Genomic DNA, 23240 nt, shown 5'->3' with positions numbered 1-23240 from the left:
GTGCCTTCGGTTGCGGCCGTCAGGATTTCACGTCCACTCTAACCGTGTGGAACCCGGTGGCCCCGTCGGGTGCCGCGGGCCGCGGTCAACCCGCAGCTCCACCACGGCCAGGAGGGCGTCCCTGCTGTCCGTGAGCACGTCCAGCGGCGTTCCCGCGGTCCATCCGGCAGCACTGCGGGAGAGCACCATGTCGGCCCCCGGCAGGGGCCCGGCATGCGCGGGCATAGTTTCAGGCGTCCCTGGCGGAGCCGGTGCGCGTGGATGTCCGCCGGATGGTCACGAGTGTGATGTGCAGCGCATCGTGGCGTAGCCTGAATTCATGAGCGTCCAGCTAGGCATGCCGCAGCCACGGGAGGTTGCCGGCAATAACGTACCCGCCGTCCGCCCTGCTGCTGCGGGTGCCGGGCTTGTGGACCGTTACGGGCGCCGCGCCACGGACATGCGGCTTTCCCTGACGGACAAGTGCAACCTGCGCTGCACTTACTGCATGCCGGCAGAGGGCCTGGAATGGCTGTCGAAGTCCGCCGTCATGACGGCGGAGGAAATTGTCCGGATCGTGCGGGTCGGTGTGGAACGCCTGGGCGTCCGTGAACTGCGGCTCACGGGCGGCGAGCCGCTGGTCCGGCACGACCTCGTGGAAATCATTGCCGAACTCCGGCACAACCACCCGGACCTGCCAATTTCCATGACCACCAACGCGGTGGGCCTGGCAAAGAAGGCTGCAGCGCTGAAGACCGCAGGGCTGACCCGGATCAACGTGTCACTGGACTCCCTGCATGAAGAGACGTTCACCCAACTGACCCGCCGGCCGTTCCTCAACCAGGTCCTGGCCGGCGTGGATGCGGCGTGGGCTGCCGGGCTGGGCCCGGTCAAGCTCAACGCGGTGCTGATGCGCGGCATCAATGATGCCGAGGCGCCGTCGCTGCTCGCCTGGGCGCTGGGCCGTGGCTACGAACTGCGGTTCATCGAGCAGATGCCCCTCGACGCCGACCATGGCTGGACGCGGCGCAACATGATCACGGCAGCGGAGATCCGCGGGCTGCTGTCAACCGATTTTGTCCTTTCCCCGGATCCGCGGGCCCGTGACGGCGCCCCGGCGGAGCGCTTTGAGGTACGACGGCGGGTGGCCGGGGCCGGTGCGCATGACGCATCCGCGCACGGACCGGTGCTGGGCACCGTGGGAATCATTGCCTCAGTGACCGAGCCCTTCTGCTCCGATTGCCGCCGCACCCGGATCACGGCTGAGGGCAAGATCATGAGCTGCCTGTTCTCACACGAGGAATACGACCTCCTGGGACTCCTGCGCTCGGGCGGCTCTGACGAGGACCTGGCACGCCGTTGGCAGGATGCCATGTGGCTCAAGCCAAAAGCCCACGGCATGGACCACGTGGGACTTGACGCTCCGGACTTCGTCCAGCCGGACCGCAGTATGAGCGCCATCGGGGGCTGACACTAATGCATGTACGTTACTTCGCTGCCGCGCGCGCTGCTGCCGGCCTTGAAGAAGAGAAGTTCGACCTGCCGGAGGGCACCACCGTCGCCGGGCTCCTTGAGGCAGTGCTCGCCGTGGAGCGGCCGGAGCCTCCTGCCGGAACTCCTGCGCTTCCCCGCGTCCTGTCGCGGAGCAGCTTCCTGCTGAACGAGGTGGCTGTCCGGGACCAGTCAACAGTGCTCGGCCCGGACGACGTTGTGGATGTGCTGCCGCCTTTCGCTGGCGGGTAAAGCTTCCTGGCTTTGCTGCTTCCGGCTCCCGTTGCCGTCCGCGCCAAAATGTCGGTGCCTCCGCCGATGATGTTGGTATGGGAAACGGCGTTGGGGCGGCAGCAGCGATGGAGGCTATCTATGCCACCGTTGTTGCTCTGGCCGCGCTTGATGCTGAGGACGCCGCCCTTGCCGATGCCGGATCCTCGGGTTCGGCCGGAAACGGTGTGGATGTGCTCCGGCGGGCGTACGAAATTCGCCTGGAACGGCTGGCTTTGGAGAAGAAGCTGGAGTCCCAGGCCGCGGCGCGCAAGGCAAGGTCCGTCGTCGAAGCCATGGACCTGCAGCAGGCCATGACACCGCCAGACGCGCCCCTGCATGACCGGACCTACACGGAGATCTCCACTGTGGAGGAGATCGCCGGGATCCTGACCATCAGTTCCGGCGCCGCATCCGCGTTCGTGGCCCAGTCCCGGCAGGTCTGTGCGTTGCCGCCGGTCCTGGACGCCCTGTCCGCGGGGACGCTTACCTGGCAACAGGCGAAAATCTTCGCCGACGAAACCGAGAACCTTGACCACCCCTCTGCGGCCGCGCTGGTGGAGCACTTCCTTGACCCCAACGCCCCGAACCCGGCCCGCGGTTGCCCCGCCGGCCAGCTGGTACCGGCACGGCTGCGGGCGAAGGTACGGGGCTGGCGCGAACGCCACCACCCCGACTCCATCGAAAAACGCCACCGCAAAAGCGCCGCTGACCGGCGGGTCGAATACACCCCGGACCGCGACGGGATGGCCTGGATCTCCGCCTACCTCCCGGCCGACACCGCCCAAGCCATCTGGAACAGGACCACCGCCATTGCCCGCGGCCTCCAAGGACCGGACGAGCACCGCACCCTTCCCCAGCGCAAAGCCGACGTCCTCGCCACCCAACTCCTCACCCACAAAACCTCCACCCCGGAGGAAGACGCCGGGACTGAAACAAACACCGCCACCGCTGCCGCCTTCACCACCGAACCCGGGAAAGTTCCGACGCCACGGACCGAAGTCCTCGTCACCGTACCCGTGTTCGCGCTCCTCGGCCTTACCGACGAACCAGCATTCCTCGACGGGTACGGCCCCATCCCTGCCTCGATGGCCCGGAAACTCCTCGCCGACGGCGCCGAATCCTTCCACCGGGTCCTCATCAACCCCAGAGACGGGGCGCCACTGGAAATCGGGCGTACCAGCTACCGGCTCACCAAAGCCATGAAAAAAGCCCTGCAGCTGCGTGACGGCAAATGCACCTTCCCCGGCTGCAACAACAACTCCCTCGACAACGAAACCGACCACCTCACAGCCTGGCAGCACGGCGGAACCACCGGCATCAGCAACCTGGCACAACTCTGCCCCAAACACCACCGCCTCAAACACAACAGCAGCTGGGAACCCACCGCCGCAACCAAAGATGAACCACCCGGCTGGACCTCACCCACCGGCCGCCACTACCAAGCAGAACAAACCGACCGGGAAGCATCACAATGGCCGAACCAGATTGGTGTAGAGCAACGCGATTCGGAAGGACAGCATTTGGAGGTAGGTGTGTGGTCAATGCTGCCAAATGCAGCTTCCTCCGCATACCCTGCCTGGCTGGATACGGCACCGCCGCACTCGGAACCCCCTGGTGATGAACCTTCAGGCGAATACGTCGTGGACTCCGACGATTTCGCGCCTGAAGACCCTGTATGGGACGCCTTCTACGCAAAGCCTTTTATTTTGCCGCCCGATCCACAGCCCGACTGGGAACTGATGCTGTCGTAGCCAGCGGGAAAGCGCAGGGCATCTGCCTCAGCTGCGCCTGAACGTGGAGGTCATGAAGGGGATGAAGGCAGAGCCCGTGCCGTTGGCAGCTGCCCCGTGCACGTCGCCAGAACTGCCTCCGCCTGCCTCTTCCGGCGCCCCGGCCTGGCCCTGCCTGCGCAACTCGGTGACGTGGGAGAGGACTTCGCCGTCAACACGTACAGAATGCCTTGTCCAGCCTGCGCTTCCCCGGCGTTCCACTCGAAGGATGCCGTCGTGCCATGTGCAGCGCGCAGGCAGTCCCGGTGCCGGGCCGGAACTGTCCACGTAGTACCAGAGAACGTCTTTATGATCGGGGTCGATCGTAAAGATACCGTGGCCTTCGAAGTGCGATCCGTCCGGTTCGAGGTGACGGTAGCTCTGTACCACTGCAAAGCCGCCTGCAGCCCGGCGGTAGGTCACCTCAGCTTCGACTGTCCGTTCAGGTCCCCAGGGACCTGGGGCCAGCCGGGTACTCCCCCGCCAATGACCAAGCAGGACTGCCAGGGCAGGGTGTTCAGCCCCGGCGTGGCCCGCGGAAGGATCCCCGGCACGAAAGGCACCCACGCCAATCACCCCTATCCTTCCGACGTCGAATGGCTACATCTTAGGCCGAAAGCGTGCGTTGGACCGGGGTCAGAGCCCGAAGGTTTCCGTCTCCTCAAAGGGGCCCACCACGGTGACAGTCCGGGGGGCCGCGGCCAGATCGGCTGCCAGATCCTGGACCTGTTCGGCGGTCACGGCCTTGATGAGCCGCAGGGTCTCGTCGATGTCCTGGTACTCGCCGGAGACGAGTTCGGCACGGCCGAGGCGGGACATCCGAGAACCGGTGTCTTCGAGGGCGAGGACGATTCCGCCGCAAAGCTGGCCCACCGCCTTGCGGAGTTCGTCGTCGGAGATACCGTGCTCAGCCAGCTTGTCCAGCTCCACACCCAGCAGGTCGAGCACCTGCCGGACCTTGGAGGGCGTGCACCCGGCGTACATGCCGAAGTACCCGGCGTCGGCGTAGGAGGACGCGAACGAGTAGGTGGAATACACCAGGCCCCGCTTCTCACGGATCTCCTGGAAAAGCCTGGAAGACATGCCACCGCCCAGGACAGCGTTCAGGACGCTCATCACGTACCGGCGCTCGTCCGTGGCAACGATGGTGGGGCACCCCATGATGATGTTGGCCTGTTCCACAGCGCGCTTGACTACATGGAGGCCTGCAGTCCCGGTGATCAGGGCACGTTCCGTTGAACGGCGCTTGACCGGGGACGCGTTTGCCTCCAGGGACCAGCCGGCTGACTCGAGGGCATCAATGACGAGGCCGCAGACGAAGTCGTGTTCGAGGCCGCCTGCTGCGGTGATCACCAGTTCATCCGGCCGGTAGTAGCGGCGGTAGTGTTCCCAGACGGAGTCACGGGCCACGGCCTTGATCGCCGCCGGGGTGCCGCCGATAGGCCGGCCCAGGGGATGGCTGCCGAGGACAGCGGACACAAAATTCTCATGGGCGACGTCTGTGGGGTCATCGCTGTCCATGGCGATTTCCTCGAGGATGACGTCGCGTTCCTGCTCCATCTCAGCGGGATCAAGCACGGCCCCGGTGATCATGTCTGCGATCACGTCGATGGCCATCGGCAGGTCGCTGTCGAGTACGCGGGCGAAGTAGCAGGTGCTCTCTTTGGCGGTGGCTGCGTTGGATTCGCCGCCCACCTCATCGAAAGCGGAAGCAATTTCCAGCGCGGTGCGGCGCTTGGTCCCCTTGAAGAGGAGATGCTCAAGGAAGTGCGTGGAGCCGTGCTGGCCCGGGGCTTCGTCCCGGGACCCTACGCCAACCCAGAATCCGATGGTCGCCGACCTCTGTCCGGGCATCGCCTCCGTCAGCACCCGCACTCCCCCGGGCAGCACCGAACGCCGGACTTCGGAGCCGCCGTCGGATCCGTGGACCAGGGTGTCGCCGCGGTGGTTCTGCTCAAGCGGCAGGGGTACAACAGTCATTGAGGCCTTTCACAGGGGCAGCCGGATCTGGCTGCCATCGTAACAGCGGCGGGGCCGGTGGATCATCCACCGGCCCCGCCGATTAGTGCTTGTGCCGGAAACCGGACGTCTTAGACGTCAGCGCCTTCAGCAGGTTCCGTGGTGTGGGCACGCTCGGTCTCAACCTCGGCGCCCTCTTCCTCGGCGACAACCGGGGCGAGCGAGAGCTTTCCACGGTCATCGATCTTGGTGATCTCCACCTGGACCTTCTGGCCCACCGAGACAACGTCCTCGACGTTGTCCACTCGCTTGCCGTTGGCCAGCTTGCGGAGCTCGGAGATGTGCAGGAGGCCGTCCTTGCCCGGGGTCAGCGACACGAAGGCACCGAAGGTGGTGGTCTTGACGACCGTACCCAGGTAACGCTCGCCGATTTCCGGGACCTGCGGGTTCGCGATGGCGTTGATGGCGGACCGTGCTGCCTCGGCAGACGGACCGTCGGTGGCGCCGATGTAGACCGTGCCGTCGTCCTCGATGGAGATGTCGGCGCCGGTGTCTTCCTGGATCTGGTTGATCATCTTGCCCTTGGGGCCGATGACCTCACCGATCTTGTCCACGGGGATCTTCACGGCGATGACGCGCGGTGCGAACTCGGAAAGCTCGTCCGGGGTGTCGATGGCCGAGTTGATGACGTCCAGGATGTGCAGGCGGGCTTCGCGGGCCTGCTTCAGGGCTGCTGCCAGGACCGAGGCGGGGATGCCGTCCAGCTTGGTGTCCAGCTGGATGGCGGTGACGAACTCGGATGTACCGGCAACCTTGAAGTCCATGTCGCCGAAGGCATCTTCGGCGCCGAGGATGTCGGTCAGTGCCGCGTAGCGGGTCTGGCCGTCAACCTGGTCGGACACCAGGCCCATGGCGATGCCGGCGACGGCGGCCTTGAGGGGCACACCGGCGTTCAGCATGGACAAGGTGGAAGCACAGACGGAACCCATCGACGTCGAGCCGTTGGAACCGAGGGCCTCGGATACCTGGCGGATGGCGTACGGGAACTCCTCACGGGACGGCAGCACCGGAACGAGCGCGCGCTCGGCCAGCGCGCCGTGGCCGATTTCGCGGCGCTTGGGCGAACCCACGCGGCCGGTCTCACCGGTGGAGTACGGCGGGAAGTTGTAGTTGTGCATGTAGCGCTTGGTCTTGACCGGCGACAGCGAGTCGATCTGCTGCTCCATCTTGAGCATGTTCAGAGTGGTGACACCCATGATCTGGGTCTCGCCGCGCTCGAAGATGGCGGAACCGTGGACGCGGGGCAGGACTTCCACCTCGGCGGTGAGCTGGCGGATGTCCGTCAGGCCGCGGCCGTCGATGCGGATCTGGTCCTTGAGGATGCGCTGGCGCACAACGTGCTTGGTGAGCGAGCGGAAGGCTGCCGACAGTTCCTTCTCACGGCCTTCGAACTGGCCGGCCAGGCTGGCGAGGACTTCGTCCTTCAGTGCGTCCGCAGCGTTCTCGCGTTCCTGCTTGTCGGCAATCTGGAAGACAGCGGTCAGCTTCTCCGTGGCTGCGGACTCCACGGCAGCGTAGGCGTCGTCCTCGTAGTCAAGGAAGACCGGGAACTCGACTGTGGGCTTCGCGGCGCGGGAAGCCAGGTCTGCCTGGGCTTCGCAGAGCGCCCGGATGAACGGCTTGGCAGCCTCGAGGCCCTCGGCAACAACCTCTTCGGTGGGGGCGGTGGCGCCCTGTTCCTTGATGAGGGTCCAGGAGTTGTCCGTGGCTTCGGCTTCCACCATCATGATGGCGACGTCGTCACCGGCGATGCGGCCGGAAACCACCATGTTGAAGACGGAGTTTTCCAGCTGGGAGTGCTTGGGGAAGGCTACCCACTGGGAGCCGTTTTCGTCTGCGACCAGGGCAACGCGGACGCCGCCGATGGGCCCGGAGAACGGCAGGCCGGACAGCTGGGTGGACATGGAAGAGGCGTTGATGGACACGACGTCGTAGAGCTCGTCCGGGTTGATAGCCAGGACGGTCACCACGATCTGGACCTCGTTGCGCAGGCCCTTGATGAAGGCGGGGCGCAGCGGGCGGTCCATCAGGCGGCAGGCCAGGATGGCCTCGGTGGACGGGCGTCCTTCACGGCGGAAGAACGAGCCCGGGATGCGGCCGGCAGCGTACATGCGCTCTTCGACGTCGACCGTCAGCGGGAAGAAGTCAAAGCCTTCCCGGGGGTGCTTGCCGGCGGTGGTGGCGGACAGCAGCGCGGTGTCCTCGTCGATGTAAACCATCGCTGCGCCGGCTGCCTGCTTGGCGAGGCGGCCGGTTTCGAAGCGGATAACGCGCTTGCCGAAGCGGCCATTGTCAATGACTGCTTCCGAGAACTGGATTTCGGGACCCTCCAAGAGAGTCACCTCCGTTTCTGTTTCACGGAAGTCCAGCCGCATCAACCTGGCCAGCATCTGTCTACTGGCCCTGCACCCGGTCATCGATCGAGACCCACGGGCGGGGCTTTCCTGAGGAAAGCTTCCCGGGGATCACTACCGAGGACCGCGAATGCGTGATGCGGTTGATCCTCCTGTTTAGTTTTGTGTTGAAAGAAGGCGGCCCGTTCCATGCTGGAAAGGGCCGCCCAAAGTCCGACTAGCGGCGCAGGCCGAGGCGCTCGATGAGCGAACGGTAGCGGGCGATGTCAGTCTTCTTGAGGTAGCTCAGCATGCGCTTGCGGCGACCAACCATGGCCAGCAGACCGCGCTGGGTGTGGAAGTCGTGCTTGTGCTCCTTCATGTGCTCAGTCAGATCCTTGATCCGCTGGGTCAGGACGGCAACCTGCACCTCGGGCGAACCGGTGTCGCCTTCTGCGGTTGCGTATTCCTTGATGATGGACTGCTTTACAGCGGCGTCAAGTGCCACAATAACTCCTTGGGAATGTGCCGTGAGGGCCCGGTCAGAAACTCACTGCCGGGTCTGCCGCCGGGAACAAACCCGCAATCAAGGGGAAAGTGCCAGGCAACAGGAGCCAGCCGCCACGGACTGCAGCCGGATCCATCGTCAAGTTTACCGGCACGGCCGTAACCTGTCGAAACACGCGTGGAAGACGTCCGGGCTTCAGTCCTGCAGCCCGTCCCTGATGGCCGCCATTCCCTGGAAGACTTCCTGGAAGCTGGTGCTCAGCGGCGACAGCCCCACCCGGATGCCGCGGGGCGACCGGAAGTCGGGGATCACGTCACCGTCCCAGAGCGCTTCCACCGTGGCCTTGGTGAAGTCCGGGTGGTCCACGGTGACGTGGCTGCCCCGCTCCCCCGGCTCCCGGGGTGACGCCAGTTCCGCTCCCAAGGGCGCCAGCCAGGCGTCAAAGATGTCCACTGCGAACGCTGTCAGCTTTTCCGCCTTGGCCCTGACGGCCGCCATGGTGGCCTCCTCAATGAGGTCCAGCATTCCCTGCATGGCCACCATGCCAAGGATGGCGGGCGTTCCGCTGAGGAAACCGCGGATGCCGGGAGCAGGTTCGTACCCTGCCGCCATCTCAAAGGCGTCCTTCCGGCCCATCCAGCCCCAGATCGGCTGGTTGAGCGCGGGCAGGTGCCGCTGGTTGACGTAGGCGAACGCCGGCGAGCCGGGGCCCCCGTTGAGGTACTTGTAGGTGCATCCGGCCGCGAAGTCCACCCCGGAACCATCCAGGTCGAGCTCCACCGACCCCGCGGAATGGCACAGGTCCCACACCACCAGCGCGCCGGCATCGTGCACTGCCCTGGTGATAGCTGGCAGGTCGGCCAGGTGACCGGAGCGGTAGGCGATCTGGCTGAGAAGTACGACGGCGGTACGCGGCCCCACTGCCTCACGCACCTGGTCAACGGTCACCCCGGCGGCGGGGTCGGTTTCGATCCAGCGCAGGGTCAGGCCCTCCTCGAGGGCGATGCCCTCCACGAGGTACCGGTCCGTAGGGAAGTTTTCGGTGTCCAGCACCAGTTCATTGCGCTCCGGGTCCGCCACCGCGGCCAGGGCGGCACGGATCAGCTTGTAGAGGACCACGGTGGTGGAGTCGGCGATGATCGTCTGCCCCGGTGCCGCGCCCAGGACTGCCCGTCCCAGCTGGTCGCCGATGGCGTGCGGCAGCTTCAGCCACTGCTCGTCCCAGCCGCGGATCAGCCGCCCGCCCCACTCCTCCCGGACGAAGGACGCAATGTCCTCCGCTGTCCGCTTCAAGGGCCGGCCCAGCGAGTTGCCGTCCAGGTAGGACAGCGGGGTGTCCGTGCCGATGAAGTGGGCCCGGTAGCGTGCCAGCGGATCCTGGCGGTCAAGCTCTTCGGCCCGCCGCCGAAGTGCTTCATCCGTTGCTGCAGCGGACTGTGCAGTTTCTTCCTTGTGGGTGCTCATTGTCCGATCTCCGTCCTGACGGCGAATAGTTCGGGGAAGAAGGTCAGTTCGAGGGCCTTCTGCAGGAAGGCCGCGCCGGTGGACCCGCCGGTTCCGGTCTTCATGCCGATGGTCCGCTGCACGGTCCGCAGGTGGCGGAAGCGCCAGAGCTGGAAGTTGTCCTCCAGGTCCACCAGTTCCTCGCAGGCCTCGTAGGCGCTCCAGTTGTCCGCCGCGTGCTCGTAGATGTGCTTGAAGAGCGGCACCAGTTCCGGAGTGAACTCGTGGGCCCGGGTGACGTCCCGGCTGAGCACTGCGGCGGGCACGTTGAAGCCGTGCCGTGAAAGGTAGGCAAGGAACTCGTCGTAGATGCTGGGGGCTTGGAGCAGTTCTTCCAGCATGGCGTATGCTTCCGGGTCTGATTCGAAGACCGGAAGCATCTTGCGGTTCTTGTTGCCCAGCACAAACTCGACGGCCCGGTACTGGGCTGACTGGAAACCGGAGGCGTTACCCAGGAAACCGCGGAACTGGGAGTACTCGGTGGGCGTCAGGGTGGCCAGGACAGACCACTGCTCCGTCAGGGTTTTCTGGATGTGCTTCACCCGCGCGATGCCCTTGAGGGCGGAACCGAGATCGTCAGCCCTGAGCCATGCGGCGGCGCTGCGGAGCTCGTGCAGCACCAGCTTCAGCCAGAGTTCCGTGGTCTGGTGCTGGATGATGAACAGCAACTCGTCATGGTGCTCCGGCTGGCTCACCGGCTGTTGCGCACTCAGGAGGGCGGGCAGCTGCAGGTAGGAGGCGTAGCTCATGCGGGAGCTGAAATCCCGGACGATGCCTTTGTCCAGCTTGCGGGTGTTCTTCTCGACCGACACGTACTGCCTTTCCTTGCGGACGCCCCGGCAGCCACTGCCGCCGGGGGCTGGTGGGACAGGAACGGCTGCTGCCCGGCGGTCAGCGCCTGGTCAGGAGGTCGTGTGCCTGGACGACGTCCAGTTTCATCTGGTCCACCAGCGCTTCAGGCCCACGATAAGCCACCATTCCCCGCAGGCGGGCCACGAATTCAATGATGACAGTCTGGCCGTACAGATCGAAGTCCTCCACGGCTTCCTTGGGCCGGTCGATGACGTGGGCCTCAACCTGCCGGCTGACGCCGTCGAACGTGGGGTTGGAGCCGACCGAGATGGCGGCAGGCCAGCGCTTGCCGGCCTGGTCAACGAGCCATCCCGCGTAGATCCCGTCCGCCGGGATCAGTCCGCTCGCATTCGAGGACAGGTTGGCGGTGGGAAAGCCAAGGGCACGTCCGCGGGCAGCGCCGTGGACCACCTCGCCGCGCATCCGGTGCCACCGGCCCAGCACCGCAGCGGCGGTGGCGACGTCGCCTTCCTGGAGGGCTTCACGCACCCAGGTGGACGAGCAGCGGCGGTCCTTGCCGCCGTCGTCATGCAGCGGGTAGCCTTCGGAACCGAACTCGCTGATGACCTGGACTTCGAACCCGAACTTCTCGCCCAGGGCCTTCATGGTGTCCAGGTCCCCCGAGTTGCCGCGGCCGAACCGGGCGTCGTGGCCGATGACGACGTGGCTGGCGTGCAGGCAGTCCACCAGGTACTGCTCCACGAATTCCTCCGCGGTGAGGCTGGCCAGGTCGAGGGAATACTTGACCACCAGGACGGCATCGAGGCCGAGTTCGCCGAGCGCCTCAAGCTTGTCGTCCAAACCCATGATCATTTCCGGCGCGGACTCCGGGCGGTGGATGAACGCCGGGTGCGGGTCGAAGGTTACCGCCACTGCCTTTGACCGGGTTAGGCGGGCCGAACGGATCAGCTGGGACAGCACCTGCTGGTGCCCGCGGTGAACCCCGTCAAAGTTCCCGAAGGTGACAACAGAGGGCCCGAAGTCCGCCGGGACCTCGGACGGATCGTTCCAGATGTAGACCATCACCCTCGCCTTAAAACGCCTGCAGCATCAACGCTCCGCGACCGGACCGGCCGCGGAACTCTTCAAGGTTACCCGTATTCACGGTGCCCCTTTTACGGTGCCGTTTGGCCTTGGGACGGACGCCGCCGGTACAGCCACACCAGGCCGAGCACCGGCAGCAGCAGCGGGATGAACCCGTAGCCGCGGCCAAACAGGGACCAGACGGTTTCATGCGGGAACGCCACGGGGTCGAACACGCTCAGCGCGCCCACCACCAGCACACCCACCAGTTCCACCAGCACGGCGGCCACGGATACCTTGAACCAGGTGCTGCCGGCCTTGGCCAGGGACACGGTGGCCACCACGTACACCAGCGCCGCGAACGCGGACAGCAGGTAGGCCAGCGGGGCCTCGGAGAACTTGGTGAGGATCTGGTAGCCGGCGCGGGCCGAAGCGGAGATGGCGAAGACCGCATAAACGGCGATCAGCAGGCGCCCCGGGCCGGTGTTGCGGGTGTTGCGCCCTCCGCCGGCGGCGACGTCGGCGCGGCTGCCGAGGGCGGAGGATGAATGCTGGTCTTTCACTTTGCGTGCCTCTTCCACTTCAGTACCAGATCTGGTTCATGCGGGCGGCCATCACCAGGGCCGTGACGCCCACGGCGGCCAGGACGAAGTTGCTCCACCGGGTCCGTTCAAGGATGGACCAGTAGACGGCCGCCGGGGGCAGGAGCATTGCCGTGGCAAGGTAGCCCCAGAACTCCCAGGCCTCGCCGGCGATGGGTTCGCCGGCGATGACGCGGATGATCGACCCCACAAGGTAGACCACCAGTGCAAGTTCCACCGCCGCGACCGAGAGGATGGTGACGTCGTTGGGCGCCTTCTTGAGGATGCCGGCCACTACGCAGGTCACCGTGGACAGCAGGCCGACCACCAGGATGATATAGAAGTACGCGTCCACCCTTAGGCCTTTCCGGCTGCGGTGCTGGCGGAAGCCCCGTTGCCGGGCTCGAAGACCAGGACGGGCTTGGCGTAGTTGCCGGAATCGGCAAGCAGCGCCACCAGGCTGCCGTCCGGTGCGAAGGCGGCGGCAGGATGCTCGGCGGTTGGCGCGTCCGGACTTCCGGGGGCCGCACCGGCGGCAATGCGCCTTCCGAAGGAGATTTCGGTCGTTTCTTCGGCGGTCAGCTCACGGTTGGGCATCAGGGCCCGCGCGGCCTGGGACATGTCCAGGATGTTCAGTTCCTCCGCGAGCTGTTCCAGGGTGCGGGCCTGCTCCAGCGAGTACGGGCCGACGTGGGTCCGGCGCAGCGCGGTAAGGTGGCCGCCCACCCCCAGTGCGTTGCCCAAGTCCCGGGCGAGGGCGCGGATGTAGGTGCCGGAGGAGCACTCGACGGTGACATCCAGGTCCAGTACGCCCGCTTCCACGCTCCGCCGGATGGCATGGACCTCGAACCGGTGGATGGTGACCGGGCGCGCGGAAAGCTTGACGTCCTCCCCCGAGCGGACCCGCGCGTAGGCGCGTTCGCCGTTGACCTTGATGGCGCTGACGCTGCTGGGCACCTGCTGGATGTCCCCCGTCAGTGCTGCGACGCCGTCGTAAATTGCCTGGTCCCTGACGCCGGCGGTGCCGGCCGTCGCCGTGACCTCGCCCTCGGCGTCGTCAGTCACTGTCGACTGGCCCAGCCGGATGGTGGCGGTGTAGGTCTTGGAGGTGCCCACGATATAGGTCAGCAGGCGGGTGGCCTTGTTGACGCCGAGCACCAGGACGCCGGTGGCCATCGGATCAAGCGTCCCCGCATGCCCCACTTTCCGGGTACCAGCCAGGCGCCGCATCCGGCCAACCACGTCATGGCTGGTCCATCCCTGCGGCTTGTCCACTATCACCAGTCCAGAAAGCACGCCTTCCAGTATATGGGCGCGGCCCTGGGCGGAAGGCCCGACGGCGGGCGGCAGGGCCTAAGTGCACGGCAGGCCAGGTGCCGGCGGCGGAAGCAGCGGCCGCTAGGATGGCAGGCATGCCTGAGCTTGCCGCCCATGTCCGCGACGTGCCCGTCAACCAGATCCGCGAGATCACGGAAGCGGCGTGGCGTACCCCCGGCGCCCTGGTCCTCAGCATCGGGGAGCCGGGCTTCCCGCTCCCCCGCCACGTCCTGGACGCCGGAATCGCATGCCTGGACCGGGACGAAACGAACTACACCCCGAACGCAGGAATTCCCGGGCTGCGCGAAGCCTTTGCCGCCCGGTTCCGGGAGCAGCAGGGCGTTGACGTTGGCGCCGACCGTATCTATGTGGTGGCCGGCGCGCAGCAGGGCCTGCACCTGGCCATGAGCCTGCTGCTCGCGCCCGGTGACGAGATCCTGATTCCCAACCCCGGCTATCCCACCTTCGCCATGACGGGCCGACTCCTGGGGGCGCGCCCGGTTGGCTACCCCCTGTACCCGGAGCACGGCTTCCAGCCACGCACAGCGGACATCGAAGCCCTCATCACGGAGCGCACCCGGGTCCTGGTGCTCAACTCGCCGTCCAACCCCCTGGGCGCCGTGCTCGCTGAGGACCTGACGCGCGGGCTGATGGACCTCGCACGGCGGCATGACCTTTGGATCATCTCGGACGAGTGCTACGAGGCGTTCACCTACGATGTGCCGCATGTGGGTCCCGCGAGGTTCGACGGCGGCACGCCGGGGGAAGCGCGCGTCTTTACCTCCCTGACGCTGTCCAAGACGTACGGGCTCACCGGGCTCCGGATCGGCGCGCTGGTCTGCCCGCCGGGGGTGAAGCAGCAGATGGACAACGTGATGGAGTCGATTGTGTCCTGCGTGGCTGCGCCCTCGCAGTATGCGGCGCTCGCCGCCCTTACCGGCCCCCAGGACTATGTCCGCGCGGCGCACGGGCACTACCGGGAGAACCGGGACGCTGCCTCCGCCGTCCTCGATGCCAAGGGAATCCCCTACCTTCACGCCCAGGGGGCGTTCTACCTGTGGGCGGACGTGTCGCATGCCAGCGGCGGTGACGTGCGCAGCTGGGTGCGGCGCTTCCTTGCCGACTCCGGGGTTGCCCTGGCGCCGGGGACCGCCTTCGGCTCCATCGGCGAGGGCTGGGTGCGGATAGCGCTGTGCGGCCGGAAGCAGGATCTGCTGGAGGGGTTGTCGCGGTTGCCGGCGCGGTAGGCACCGTGCCCTCCGCAACTCCTGGCGCCGGGACCTCCTAACGCGCCGCTCCGGAAAGCGCCTGGTCCAGCCATGCGCGCAGGGCACCGGCGGGCGCTGCGCCCGCCTGGCGGGCCGCCACCTTGCCGTCCACCAGCACCATCAGGGTAGGAATTGCCTGGACGTCGAAACGGCGGGACAGGCCGGGCGACGAGTCCACGTCCACCTTGACCAGCTTGATCCGGCCCGGTCGTTCACGGGCGAGTTGATCCAGGACCGGGCTCACCATGCGGCACGGACCGCACCACTCCGCCCAGAAGTCCACCAGCACAGGCACCGGGGACCGCTCCGCCACCGCGGCGAAGTCCGCGTCCCCGGCGCTGACAATCCACGGCAGCCCGGCCTTGCAGTTCCCGCAGCGCGGCTGCCCGGCGGACTGGGCCGGGATCCGGTTCGTCTTGCCGCACGAAGGGCAGGCGGTCAGCGTGGGCTCCATTCCTAGTACTCCGTCCGGTGCTGATGCGATCCCCACGCCTTGAAGGGAGCGTCCGACGCCGGGACGTCACCTTTCCTGACCGGCAGGAGCTCCGGGCGGGACCCGCTGAAATACTCGTAGAAAACCGCGTCGTCGAAGCCGGCAGCGGCCGCACCATGGCGGTCGGCAGCGAAGTAGACCCGGTCAATGCGTGCCCACAGGGCCGAGGCCAGGCAGAGGGGGCACGGCTCGCAGCTTGCGTACAGGACGGAGCCCTGCAGGCTGAAGGTGCCCCGTGCTGCCGCAGCCGTCCTGATCGCCACTACTTCAGCGTGGGCAGTGGGATCGTTGTCGCGGGTAACCCTGTTGACGCCCTCGTAGGTGCGTCCGTCCGGGGCGACCACCACCGCGCCAAAGGGGCCGCCGCCGTCCGCCACATTCCTCGTGGCCAGTTCGACGGCCTGCTTGAGATATCGGGCGGCGTCGCCGTGGTTAGAGTCCACCTGAGTCATAGTCAGATCCTAACCAAGGCAGGGTTAGGGGGTGGAAGTAGGGGGCGCAATTGGGGGAAAACTCCCGACGACACAGCGGCACCGCAGGCATATCCTGTCGCCGGGGACCGCGCACTACTTTGCCTCGAAGAGGCTTCTTACCCGGCCCGGCACGGGCGCGAAAAACGGAGTAGCCAAATGAAGAAACACCTTACGTTCATCGCCTGCGTTGCTGTTGCCTCAATGGTCCAGGCAGCGCCGGCAATCGCCGCCACGGAGGAGCCGGATTATGAGGTGATGGCGACTGGCCTTTTGTCACCTCTCCAGCTCGCTGTGGACAAGGACGAGTCTGTCCTGGTCAGCCAGGCCTTCGCCGGGATCCTCACGCACGTCGAGGATGATGGCGACCGGGATGACGTCTACACCACCCCAAACGAGGGCTGGTCGGTAGCCGGGGTGGATATCCATGGCTCCACTGCCTATTTCCTGGAAAGTTTCGGAGCCGGACAGGGGCCTGACGCACTGAGGGGATACCTGAAAGCCCGCGATTCGGATGGCGACACCCGTACCATCGCAGACCTCGCTGACTACGAACGGAAGTTCAATCCGGATGCGGGCCAGCATTACGGCTTTGAGGCAGACACAGGCCAGCAGTGCCTTGCCGAAGCGGCAGCCCTTCCGGATGCCCCGCCTGCTCAGTACACGGGCACGTTGGACTCTAACCCCTACTCTGTGGCGGTCCGTGCGGACACGGCCTATGTGGCCGATGCCGGCATGAATGCGATCCTCAAGGTTGATCTGGATTCCGGCAAGATTTCGACCGTGGCGGTGTTGCCACCCCGGCCGCTGACCTTCACTCACACGATCGCACAATCCTTGGGACTACCAGGCTGCGCCGGTTTTACCTACGGCTTTGAGCCGGTTCCCACTGACGTGGAAATCGGCCCCGACGGTTGGCTGTACGTAACATCCCTTCCCGGCGGCCCGGAAGACCCGTCACTCGGTGCCCGTGGAGCAATCTTCAAGGTCAACCCCTGGACCGGCGCGACCATACTGTGGCAGAACGCAATACTCAGCCCCACAGGTTTGGCAGTTACAGACAAGGGCGATGTATACGTGGCGTCATTGTTCGGCGGCGAGATTTTGAAGTTCACTCGTCATGGCGAACGCTCGCACTTCCTGAAGGTGAACCAGCCGGCGGACGTCGAGTTCAGGGACGGCGACGTTTTCGCCACGATTGACGCCCTTCCGCCGCAACCCGACCCGGCCGCACCCGGCGCTCCCATGCCCAAGCCTGAGGGTAAGCTCATCGAGGTCGACTTCGACTAGAGGCAGCAGCTCGTCGGCGGAGATTTTCGGGACAGCAGAAGGCCCGGACCGCATGGTCCGGGCCTTCTGCTATGCCGGTGCTACTTGTTGCCGTCCTCATCCGTCCCGTCGGGACCGATGAGGTCGAGGTCCTCTTCGTCGAAGCCGTCTTCGTCGAGGTCCGTCTCGGCGGACGCGTCGCTCTTGTAGGGATCGGCGTCGCCGGCGTGCTTGGCATTGGCGGCCAGGGCGGCCACCTCGGCATCACGCTTCCGGGCTTCGCGGAGCAGTTCCTCCAGGTTTGAGGCGTTCACGGGAATCTGGTCAGCCACGAATTCCAGCGTGGGCGTCAGCCGGGCAGTGATGTTCCTGCCCACTTCCTGGCGCAAGACGCCCTTGGCCTTCTCCAGTCCCTTGGCCGCATCAGCCTGCAAAGTCTGGTCCCCAAAGACGGTGTAGTAGACGGTGGCATGCTGCAGGTCATTGGTGACCCGGGCATCGGTAACCGTAATCCCCTCAAGCCGCGGATCCTTAACCCGCCGGCTCAGGGCCTCAGCAACAACAACCTTAATCCGCTGCGCCAACTTCGCAGCACGTGCCGGATCGGCCATGTTCAACTCCTATGAAAATCTGGGACGTACGACGGCAAGTTGCAGCAGAAGTACCCACGTTGATGAATGCCACGCACTCTCGGCGAGTCAACGATGGACCCGCGTTGGATTTTTCCGGCGGCCCGGGAGTGGCATCGGGCCTGCCGAAGCTGGGCGGGCGACGTCGTAAGACGTGTGCCGCCCAGCGAAGGGGCGGGGCCGCCGGAAAAATCCAACAGCCCCGCACCTTTGTAGCAACTACCTACTAGACGCGCGGCTTCTCGCGCATCTCGAAGGTCTCGATGATGTCACCTTCGATGATGTCGTTGTACGACCCAAGACCGATACCACATTCGAAGTCCGTACGGACCTCGGTGGCGTCGTCCTTGAAGCGCTTGAGCGACTCGACGGTGAGGTTGTCACCGATGATCTTGCCGTCGCGGCTGACGCGTGCCTTGGCGTTGCGGCGGATGATGCCCGAGCGGACGATCGAGCCTGCGATGTTTCCGAACTTGGAGGAGCGGAAGACTTCGCGGACCTCGGCGGTGCCCAGCTGGACTTCTTCGTATTCCGGCTTGAGCATGCCCTTGAGCGCCATCTCGATGTCATCGATCGCGGCGTAGATGACCGAGTAGAAGCGCATGTCCACGCCTTCGCGGTCTGCCAGTTCGGCAACACGCTCGGCCGGCTTGACGTTGAAGCCAATGATGACTGCGGAGTCGACCGTTGCCAGGTTGACGTCGTTCTGCGTGATGGCACCCACGCCGCGGTGGATGACGCGCAGCTGCACGCCTTCGCCGACATCGATCTTGAGCAGGGCGTCTTCGAGGGCTTCCACGGCACCGGACACGTCACCCTTGAGGATGAGGTTGAGGGTGTCGATCTTGCCTTCGGCGACTGCCTGGTCGAAGTCTTCGAGGCTGATGCGCTTGCGGCGCTTGGCGAGCTGGGCGTTGCGCTCAGCGGCTTCACGCTTTTCGGCGATCTGGCGGGCGGTACGCTCGTCGGCGGTCACCAGGAAGGTGTCACCGGCGCGCGGCACGTTGGACAGGCCGAGGACCTGGACCGGGCGGGACGGCAGTGCGACATCGAGGGCTTCGCCGTCTTCGTCGAACATGGCGCGGACGCGGCCGTGGGCCGTGCCGGCAACAATCGTGTCGCCGACGGCCAGGGTACCGGACTGCACCAGGACGGTGGCAACCGCACCGCGGCCCTTATCCAGGTTCGCTTCGATCGCGATACCGCGGGCTGCCTTGTCCGGGTTGGCCCGGAGATCCAGCGCGGCGTCGGCGGTCAACAGGACAGCGTCGATGAGTTCGTCGATGTTGAGGTTCTGGCGGGCCGAGACCTCAACGAACATGGTGTCGCCACCGTATTCTTCCGGAACAAGGCCGTACTCGGTCAGCTGGCCCTTGACCTTGTCAGGGTTGGCGCCTTCCTTGTCGATCTTGTTGACGGCCACGACGATCGGCACGTTGGCCGCCTGGGCGTGGTTGAGGGCTTCAACGGTCTGCGGCATGACACCGTCGTCCGCGGCCACCACCAGGATGGCGATGTCCGTAACCTTCGCACCACGGGCACGCATGGCGGTGAACGCCTCGTGGCCGGGGGTGTCGATGAAGGTGATCTGGCGGTGGTTGCCTTCGTGCTCGTGCGTGATCTGGTAGGCACCGATGTGCTGCGTGATGCCACCGTGTTCGCCGGCGACGACATCCGAGTTGCGGATGGCGTCGAGGAGGCGGGTCTTACCGTGGTCGACGTGGCCCATGACGGTTACCACGGGAGCGCGCGGTTCGAGTTCCTCGTCGCCTTCGGCCTCAAGCTCGGCCTCAACGTCGATGTCGAAGGTGGACAGCAGCTCGCGCTCCTCGTCCTCCGGGGACACAACCTGGAGTTTGTAGCCCAGTTCCTCGCCAAGCAACGCGAAGGTGTCTTCGTCCAGCGACTGGGTGGCAGTTGCCATTTCACCGAGGTGGAACAGCACGGTGACCAGCGCTGCGGGGTTGGCCTCGATCTTGTCGGCGAAGTCCGTGATGGACGAGCCACGGCGCAGCCGGATGACGGTGTTGCCGTCGCCGCGGGGTACGCTCACGCCACCCAGCGACGGTGCGCTCATCTGCTCAAGTTCCTGGCGCTTCGCACGCTTCGACTTGCGCTGCTTGCCACGGCCTGCGCCGCCCTTGCCGAAGGCACCCTGGGTGCCGCCGCGGCCGCGGCCGCCCTTGCCAAAGCCACCGCCGGCGGGAGCACCGCCGCCGCCACCGGGACCTCCGGTACCGGGGGCGCCACCCGGGCGTCCCGGACCGCGGCCGCCACCGGGACGTCCGGCACCTGCGGGTGCGGGACGCTCAGTACGGTTCGGCATCATGCCAGGCGTGGGACGGGGACCACCCGGACGCGGGGCACCCGGACGGGGACCGCCGGCACCTGCTGCGGGGCGGGGGCCGCCTGCACCCGGGGCAGGACGCGGACCACCGGGGCGGGGACCACCGGCGCCGGCTGCGGGACGCGGGCCACCGGGACGGTCGCCGTCGGTACGGCCGCCACCCGGACGGGGCATGCCCTGGGAGGTAGCAAACGGGTTGTTACCCGGACGCGGAGCACGGTCACCATCGCCGCCACGGCCGCGGGGCATGCCCTGCGAGGTAGCAAACGGGTTGTTGCCGGGGCGGGGACCCCCCGGACGGGGTGCGTTGGAACCCGGAGTGGCGCCGCCCTGGCGGGGAGCCGGGGTATCGGCCTTGGGAGCCGGACGGGCACCGGGCTTGGCACCTGTCGTGGACGCCGAAGGTGCAGCCGGAGTGCTGGCGGCCGGTGCAGCCGGGGCCGGTGCTGCGGGGGCGGCCGGAGCGGGTGCCTTGGGGGCCGGAGCCTTGGGTGCTGCCGGACCGGGTGCGGGGGCTGCGGGACGTGCTTCTGCAGCTGCCGGCGCAGACGCCTTGGGAGCGGCTGCGGGAGCCGCGGTCTTGGCGGCAGCGTCGGGGAAGGCGTTGCGCAGCTTGCGCACAACGGGGGCCTCAATGGTGGATGAGGCGGAGCGAACGAATTCGCCCAGTTCCTGCAGTTTTGTCACTGCATCTTTGGAAGTGATACCGAGCTCTTTCGCGAGCTCGTGTACGCGGACCTTGGCCACATTTCTCCTGTCTCGGTCCGCACCGAGCCAGGCACGAACCGTCTACTTCTTACTGCGGGCCCCAGCCGCGGATGCGGCAGTCGGGCCCATTGCAGAGCGCAACAAAGTTGTCATCGTTACGCACTCATCGCTGGGAACTCATCGGGTTTCCATCAGATTTCTGACCCGCTTTCAGGTTGGACGGTTGATGCCGCAGCCACCGGGGCGCCCGCGGCGTTCGGGCCGGACAGGATCCGGCGCTCCACGGCTGCGGTTTCGGTTGCTCCCCGAAGGGCGCGTCCGAACGCTCGCCGCTTGATCGCCAGTGCCAGGCACGATGCGCTGGGGTGCAGCCATGCACCCCGGCCAGCCATCCGGCGTCGTTCATCCACAAGGACGGCGGGTGATCCGCTGCCTTCGGCGACGAGCCGGAGTAGTTCTGACCTTGGCCCCTTCTTCCGGCATCCGATGCAGGTGCGTTCGGGTTGATGTCCGCTGGTACGTACTTCTGCCACGGTCATCGTCCTACGTTCATGTCTGCCGGCCGAGGAGCCCTCCCCTGTTCGGAGAGCGCACCCAGGGCGCACGGTTGCCGGCCGTGAGGCGCGGTCCTGTCTATTCTATCCCCTTCCGGCCGTTCCGCCCGCACTGCCGGCGGGATCCGCCGTGGCAGGGAGGGTCCGGAAGGAGGCTCAGCTTTCCTTGGCCGTGGCGGCGTCCGAGACGATATCGATGCGCCAGCCGGTCAGCTTCGCGGCGAGGCGGGCGTTCTGGCCCTCCTTGCCGATGGCGAGGGACAGCTGGTAGTCGGGGACCACAACTCGCGCCGACCGGGTGGCTTCATCCGTTATGGTGACGGAATTCACACGTGACGGGGACAGTGCGCTGGCGATGAACGTTGCCGGGTTCTCGCTGTAGTCGACGATGTCGATTTTTTCGTCGTTCAGTTCGTTCATGACGGCGCGGACCCGGGAACCCATTTCGCCGATGCAGGCACCCTTGGCATTGATTCCCGGGGCGTTGGCCTTGACGGCGATCTTGGTCCGGTGGCCCGCTTCCCGCGCGAGGGCGACGATCTCCACCGAACGGTCGGCAATTTCCGGCACCTCGAGTTCAAAGAGCTTGCGCACCAGCCCCGGGTGGGACCGGGACAGCGTGACAGACGGACCCTTCGAGCCGCGGTGGACATCGATGACCAGGGCACGGAGGCGGTTGCCGTGGATGTACTTCTCCCCCGGCACCTGCTCGGGCGGCGGAAGCAAGGCTTCCACGGAACCGAGGTTGACCTGGATCATGTGCGGGTTGTTGCCCTGCTGGATGGTGCCGGCCACCAGTTCGCCCTCGCGGCCCTTGAACTCGCCGAGCACGTTGTCGTCCTCGACGTCCCGGAGGCGCTGCAGGATGATCTGCCGGGCCGTGCTGGCGGCGATACGGCCGAAGCCTTCCGGGGTGTGCTCGAACTCACCAATGGGGGCGCCGTCGTCGTCCATCTCAACTGCCCAGATGGTGACGTGCCCGCTCTTGCGGTCCAGTTCTGCCCGGGCCTTTTCGAAGGCGCCGGGAGACTTGTGGTAGGCCACCAAAAGCGCCTGCTCGATGGTGGGGATCAGGAGGTCCAGCGGGATTTCACGCTCACGCTCCAGAAGTCTCAGTGCGCTCATGTCAATATCCATCAGGCCTCCTCGGAAGGTCCATTGTGTCCAGTTTCCAGACCGTCCTCATTGAGGTGGCTGAATTCGATCTCGACTTTTCCGCTGCGGATCCTGTCGAAAGGAAGTTTGACGGGGTCGCCCTGGCGGGGCTTCATGCCCTTCTTGACGGCGATTTCCGGAACGATGGTCACGCCGCCGCCATCCACGGACTGGATGCGGCCCGTGACGCTCTCGCCCTGGATGACGTTGACCTTGACCATCCGGCCCTTCGCCCGGTGCCAGTGCCGCGGCTCTGTGAGCGGACGGCCCACACCAGGCGACGACACCTCGAGGTCGTACGGGCGGCTGTCCATCGAGGGGTCGCTGTCCAGGACATCGGAGAGGACCTTGGAGATGTCCGCGATGACATCCAGGCTGACTCCGCCGGTTTCCTCCTGCGGCAGGTCCACCACAACGTGGACCACCCGGTGCGAACCTGCGACGTTGATTTCCACATCCTCGAGGTACAGCCGGTTGGCCAGGACCGAGGGTTCAAGGAGGGCCCGAAGCCGGGCAGCTTCCGGATTGTGCGTTGCGGACCCAGTCCTGCCGGTTCCGGTGGGGTCTGGTGAAGCCGTGGCTTCTGCATTGCTCACGATGCCGGCCGCCTCCCTATAGATGATGTGGTGTGTACTAGCGTAGCTATTTTACCGGCTGAGTGGTGCACGGAGATCCCCCTCAGGCGTGGCACGATGGTCT

Annotated in this window: 23 protein-coding genes; 5 read left to right on the top strand and 18 right to left on the bottom strand. The window is 66.0% G+C overall.

Annotation, left to right across the window (positions count from 1 at the left end):
• Nucleotides 1–27: 27 nt before the first annotated feature.
• A complete protein-coding gene (locus ACLH0K_RS06805; protein ID WP_411376543.1) occupies nucleotides 28–225 on the bottom strand; it encodes a hypothetical protein in 198 nt (65 codons plus the stop codon).
• Between the two features lie 94 nt (nucleotides 226–319).
• Here ACLH0K_RS06805 and moaA point away from each other — a divergent pair, with 94 nt between their 5' ends.
• The 3 genes from moaA (at nucleotide 320) to ACLH0K_RS06790 (ending at nucleotide 3494) form a co-directional block, all read left to right on the top strand.
• Nucleotides 320–1450 carry a GTP 3',8-cyclase MoaA gene (gene moaA / locus ACLH0K_RS06800; RefSeq protein ID WP_411376044.1) on the top strand — a complete coding sequence of 377 codons (1131 nt, stop codon included), beginning with the start codon at nucleotides 320–322 and terminating at the stop codon, nucleotides 1448–1450.
• Between the two features lie 5 nt (nucleotides 1451–1455).
• Nucleotides 1456–1722: a MoaD/ThiS family protein gene (locus ACLH0K_RS06795; RefSeq protein WP_411376043.1), complete on the top strand. Its 267-nt coding sequence runs from the start codon at nucleotides 1456–1458 to the stop codon at nucleotides 1720–1722.
• Nucleotides 1723–1799: 77 nt separating this feature from the next.
• Nucleotides 1800–3494: a DUF222 domain-containing protein gene (locus tag ACLH0K_RS06790; protein ID WP_411376042.1), complete on the top strand. Its 1695-nt coding sequence runs from the start codon at nucleotides 1800–1802 to the stop codon at nucleotides 3492–3494.
• 27 nt (nucleotides 3495–3521) lie between these two features.
• Here the strand turns inward: ACLH0K_RS06790 and ACLH0K_RS06785 are convergent, their stop codons facing one another.
• The 10 genes from ACLH0K_RS06785 to truB form a co-directional block, all read right to left on the bottom strand.
• Nucleotides 3522–4079 carry a DUF1579 family protein gene (locus ACLH0K_RS06785; protein ID WP_411376041.1) on the bottom strand — a complete coding sequence of 186 codons (558 nt, stop codon included), beginning with the start codon at nucleotides 4077–4079 and terminating at the stop codon, nucleotides 3522–3524.
• Between the two features lie 69 nt (nucleotides 4080–4148).
• Nucleotides 4149–5492: a M16 family metallopeptidase gene (locus tag ACLH0K_RS06780; RefSeq protein WP_411376040.1), complete on the bottom strand. Its 1344-nt coding sequence runs from the start codon at nucleotides 5490–5492 to the stop codon at nucleotides 4149–4151.
• A 110-nt stretch (nucleotides 5493–5602) separates the two neighbouring features.
• Nucleotides 5603–7864, bottom strand: a complete 2262-nt coding sequence (locus ACLH0K_RS06775) for a polyribonucleotide nucleotidyltransferase (RefSeq protein WP_411376426.1) — start codon at nucleotides 7862–7864, stop codon at nucleotides 5603–5605.
• Nucleotides 7865–8102: 238 nt separating this feature from the next.
• Nucleotides 8103–8372 carry a 30S ribosomal protein S15 gene (gene rpsO / locus ACLH0K_RS06770; RefSeq protein WP_009372966.1) on the bottom strand — a complete coding sequence of 90 codons (270 nt, stop codon included), beginning with the start codon at nucleotides 8370–8372 and terminating at the stop codon, nucleotides 8103–8105.
• Between the two features lie 195 nt (nucleotides 8373–8567).
• Nucleotides 8568–9836 carry a kynureninase gene (locus ACLH0K_RS06765; RefSeq protein WP_411376039.1) on the bottom strand — a complete coding sequence of 423 codons (1269 nt, stop codon included), beginning with the start codon at nucleotides 9834–9836 and terminating at the stop codon, nucleotides 8568–8570.
• Nucleotides 9833–10687 (bottom strand): tryptophan 2,3-dioxygenase, encoded by an 855-nt coding sequence (gene kynA, locus ACLH0K_RS06760; RefSeq protein WP_411376038.1) that lies wholly within the window; start codon nucleotides 10685–10687, stop codon nucleotides 9833–9835. Before kynA ends, ACLH0K_RS06765 begins: the two co-directional genes overlap by 4 nt.
• Before the next feature lie 79 nt (nucleotides 10688–10766).
• Nucleotides 10767–11750, bottom strand: a complete 984-nt coding sequence (locus ACLH0K_RS06755; protein ID WP_411376037.1) for a bifunctional riboflavin kinase/FAD synthetase — start codon at nucleotides 11748–11750, stop codon at nucleotides 10767–10769.
• A 92-nt stretch (nucleotides 11751–11842) separates the two neighbouring features.
• Nucleotides 11843–12313, bottom strand: coding sequence for a hypothetical protein (locus ACLH0K_RS06750; protein WP_411376036.1), 471 nt, complete (start codon nucleotides 12311–12313; stop codon nucleotides 11843–11845).
• Nucleotides 12314–12332: 19 nt separating this feature from the next.
• Nucleotides 12333–12686, bottom strand: coding sequence for a hypothetical protein (locus ACLH0K_RS06745; RefSeq protein ID WP_411376035.1), 354 nt, complete (start codon nucleotides 12684–12686; stop codon nucleotides 12333–12335).
• A gap of 2 nt (nucleotides 12687–12688) precedes the next feature.
• A complete protein-coding gene (truB, locus tag ACLH0K_RS06740; RefSeq protein WP_411376034.1) occupies nucleotides 12689–13627 on the bottom strand; it encodes a tRNA pseudouridine(55) synthase TruB in 939 nt (312 codons plus the stop codon).
• A 116-nt stretch (nucleotides 13628–13743) separates the two neighbouring features.
• Here truB and ACLH0K_RS06735 point away from each other — a divergent pair, with 116 nt between their 5' ends.
• Nucleotides 13744–14895: a pyridoxal phosphate-dependent aminotransferase gene (locus tag ACLH0K_RS06735; protein WP_411376033.1), complete on the top strand. Its 1152-nt coding sequence runs from the start codon at nucleotides 13744–13746 to the stop codon at nucleotides 14893–14895.
• Nucleotides 14896–14932: 37 nt separating this feature from the next.
• Here the strand turns inward: ACLH0K_RS06735 and trxA are convergent, their stop codons facing one another.
• Entirely contained in the window at nucleotides 14933–15370 is a 438-nt protein-coding gene (gene trxA, locus ACLH0K_RS06730; RefSeq protein WP_411376032.1) for a thioredoxin, read from the bottom strand.
• 2 nt (nucleotides 15371–15372) lie between these two features.
• Entirely contained in the window at nucleotides 15373–15861 is a 489-nt protein-coding gene (locus ACLH0K_RS06725; protein WP_411376031.1) for a nucleoside deaminase, read from the bottom strand.
• 177 nt (nucleotides 15862–16038) lie between these two features.
• Here ACLH0K_RS06725 and ACLH0K_RS06720 point away from each other — a divergent pair, with 177 nt between their 5' ends.
• Nucleotides 16039–17169, top strand: coding sequence for a ScyD/ScyE family protein (locus ACLH0K_RS06720; protein ID WP_411376030.1), 1131 nt, complete (start codon nucleotides 16039–16041; stop codon nucleotides 17167–17169).
• Nucleotides 17170–17249: 80 nt separating this feature from the next.
• On the opposite strand, the gene rbfA is transcribed toward ACLH0K_RS06720, so the two are convergent.
• From rbfA to rimP, 5 genes are all read right to left on the bottom strand, one after another.
• Nucleotides 17250–17759 carry a 30S ribosome-binding factor RbfA gene (rbfA, locus tag ACLH0K_RS06715; RefSeq protein ID WP_411376029.1) on the bottom strand — a complete coding sequence of 170 codons (510 nt, stop codon included), beginning with the start codon at nucleotides 17757–17759 and terminating at the stop codon, nucleotides 17250–17252.
• 244 nt (nucleotides 17760–18003) lie between these two features.
• Nucleotides 18004–20871, bottom strand: a complete 2868-nt coding sequence (infB, locus tag ACLH0K_RS06710) for a translation initiation factor IF-2 (RefSeq protein WP_411376028.1) — start codon at nucleotides 20869–20871, stop codon at nucleotides 18004–18006.
• A gap of 152 nt (nucleotides 20872–21023) precedes the next feature.
• Complete coding sequence (locus tag ACLH0K_RS06705) at nucleotides 21024–21371, bottom strand: YlxR family protein (RefSeq protein ID WP_411376027.1); 348 nt, start codon at nucleotides 21369–21371, stop codon at nucleotides 21024–21026.
• 171 nt (nucleotides 21372–21542) lie between these two features.
• Nucleotides 21543–22523: a transcription termination factor NusA gene (gene nusA / locus ACLH0K_RS06700; protein ID WP_411376026.1), complete on the bottom strand. Its 981-nt coding sequence runs from the start codon at nucleotides 22521–22523 to the stop codon at nucleotides 21543–21545.
• Nucleotides 22523–23137: a ribosome maturation factor RimP gene (rimP, locus tag ACLH0K_RS06695; RefSeq protein WP_411376025.1), complete on the bottom strand. Its 615-nt coding sequence runs from the start codon at nucleotides 23135–23137 to the stop codon at nucleotides 22523–22525. Before rimP ends, nusA begins: the two co-directional genes overlap by 1 nt.
• Nucleotides 23138–23240 lie beyond the last annotated feature (103 nt).

The organism is Arthrobacter sp. MPF02, from assembly GCF_046605375.1.
Lineage (GTDB): Bacteria > Actinomycetota > Actinomycetes > Actinomycetales > Micrococcaceae > Arthrobacter.
This window is presented reverse-complemented; position numbering and strand designations above follow the sequence as displayed.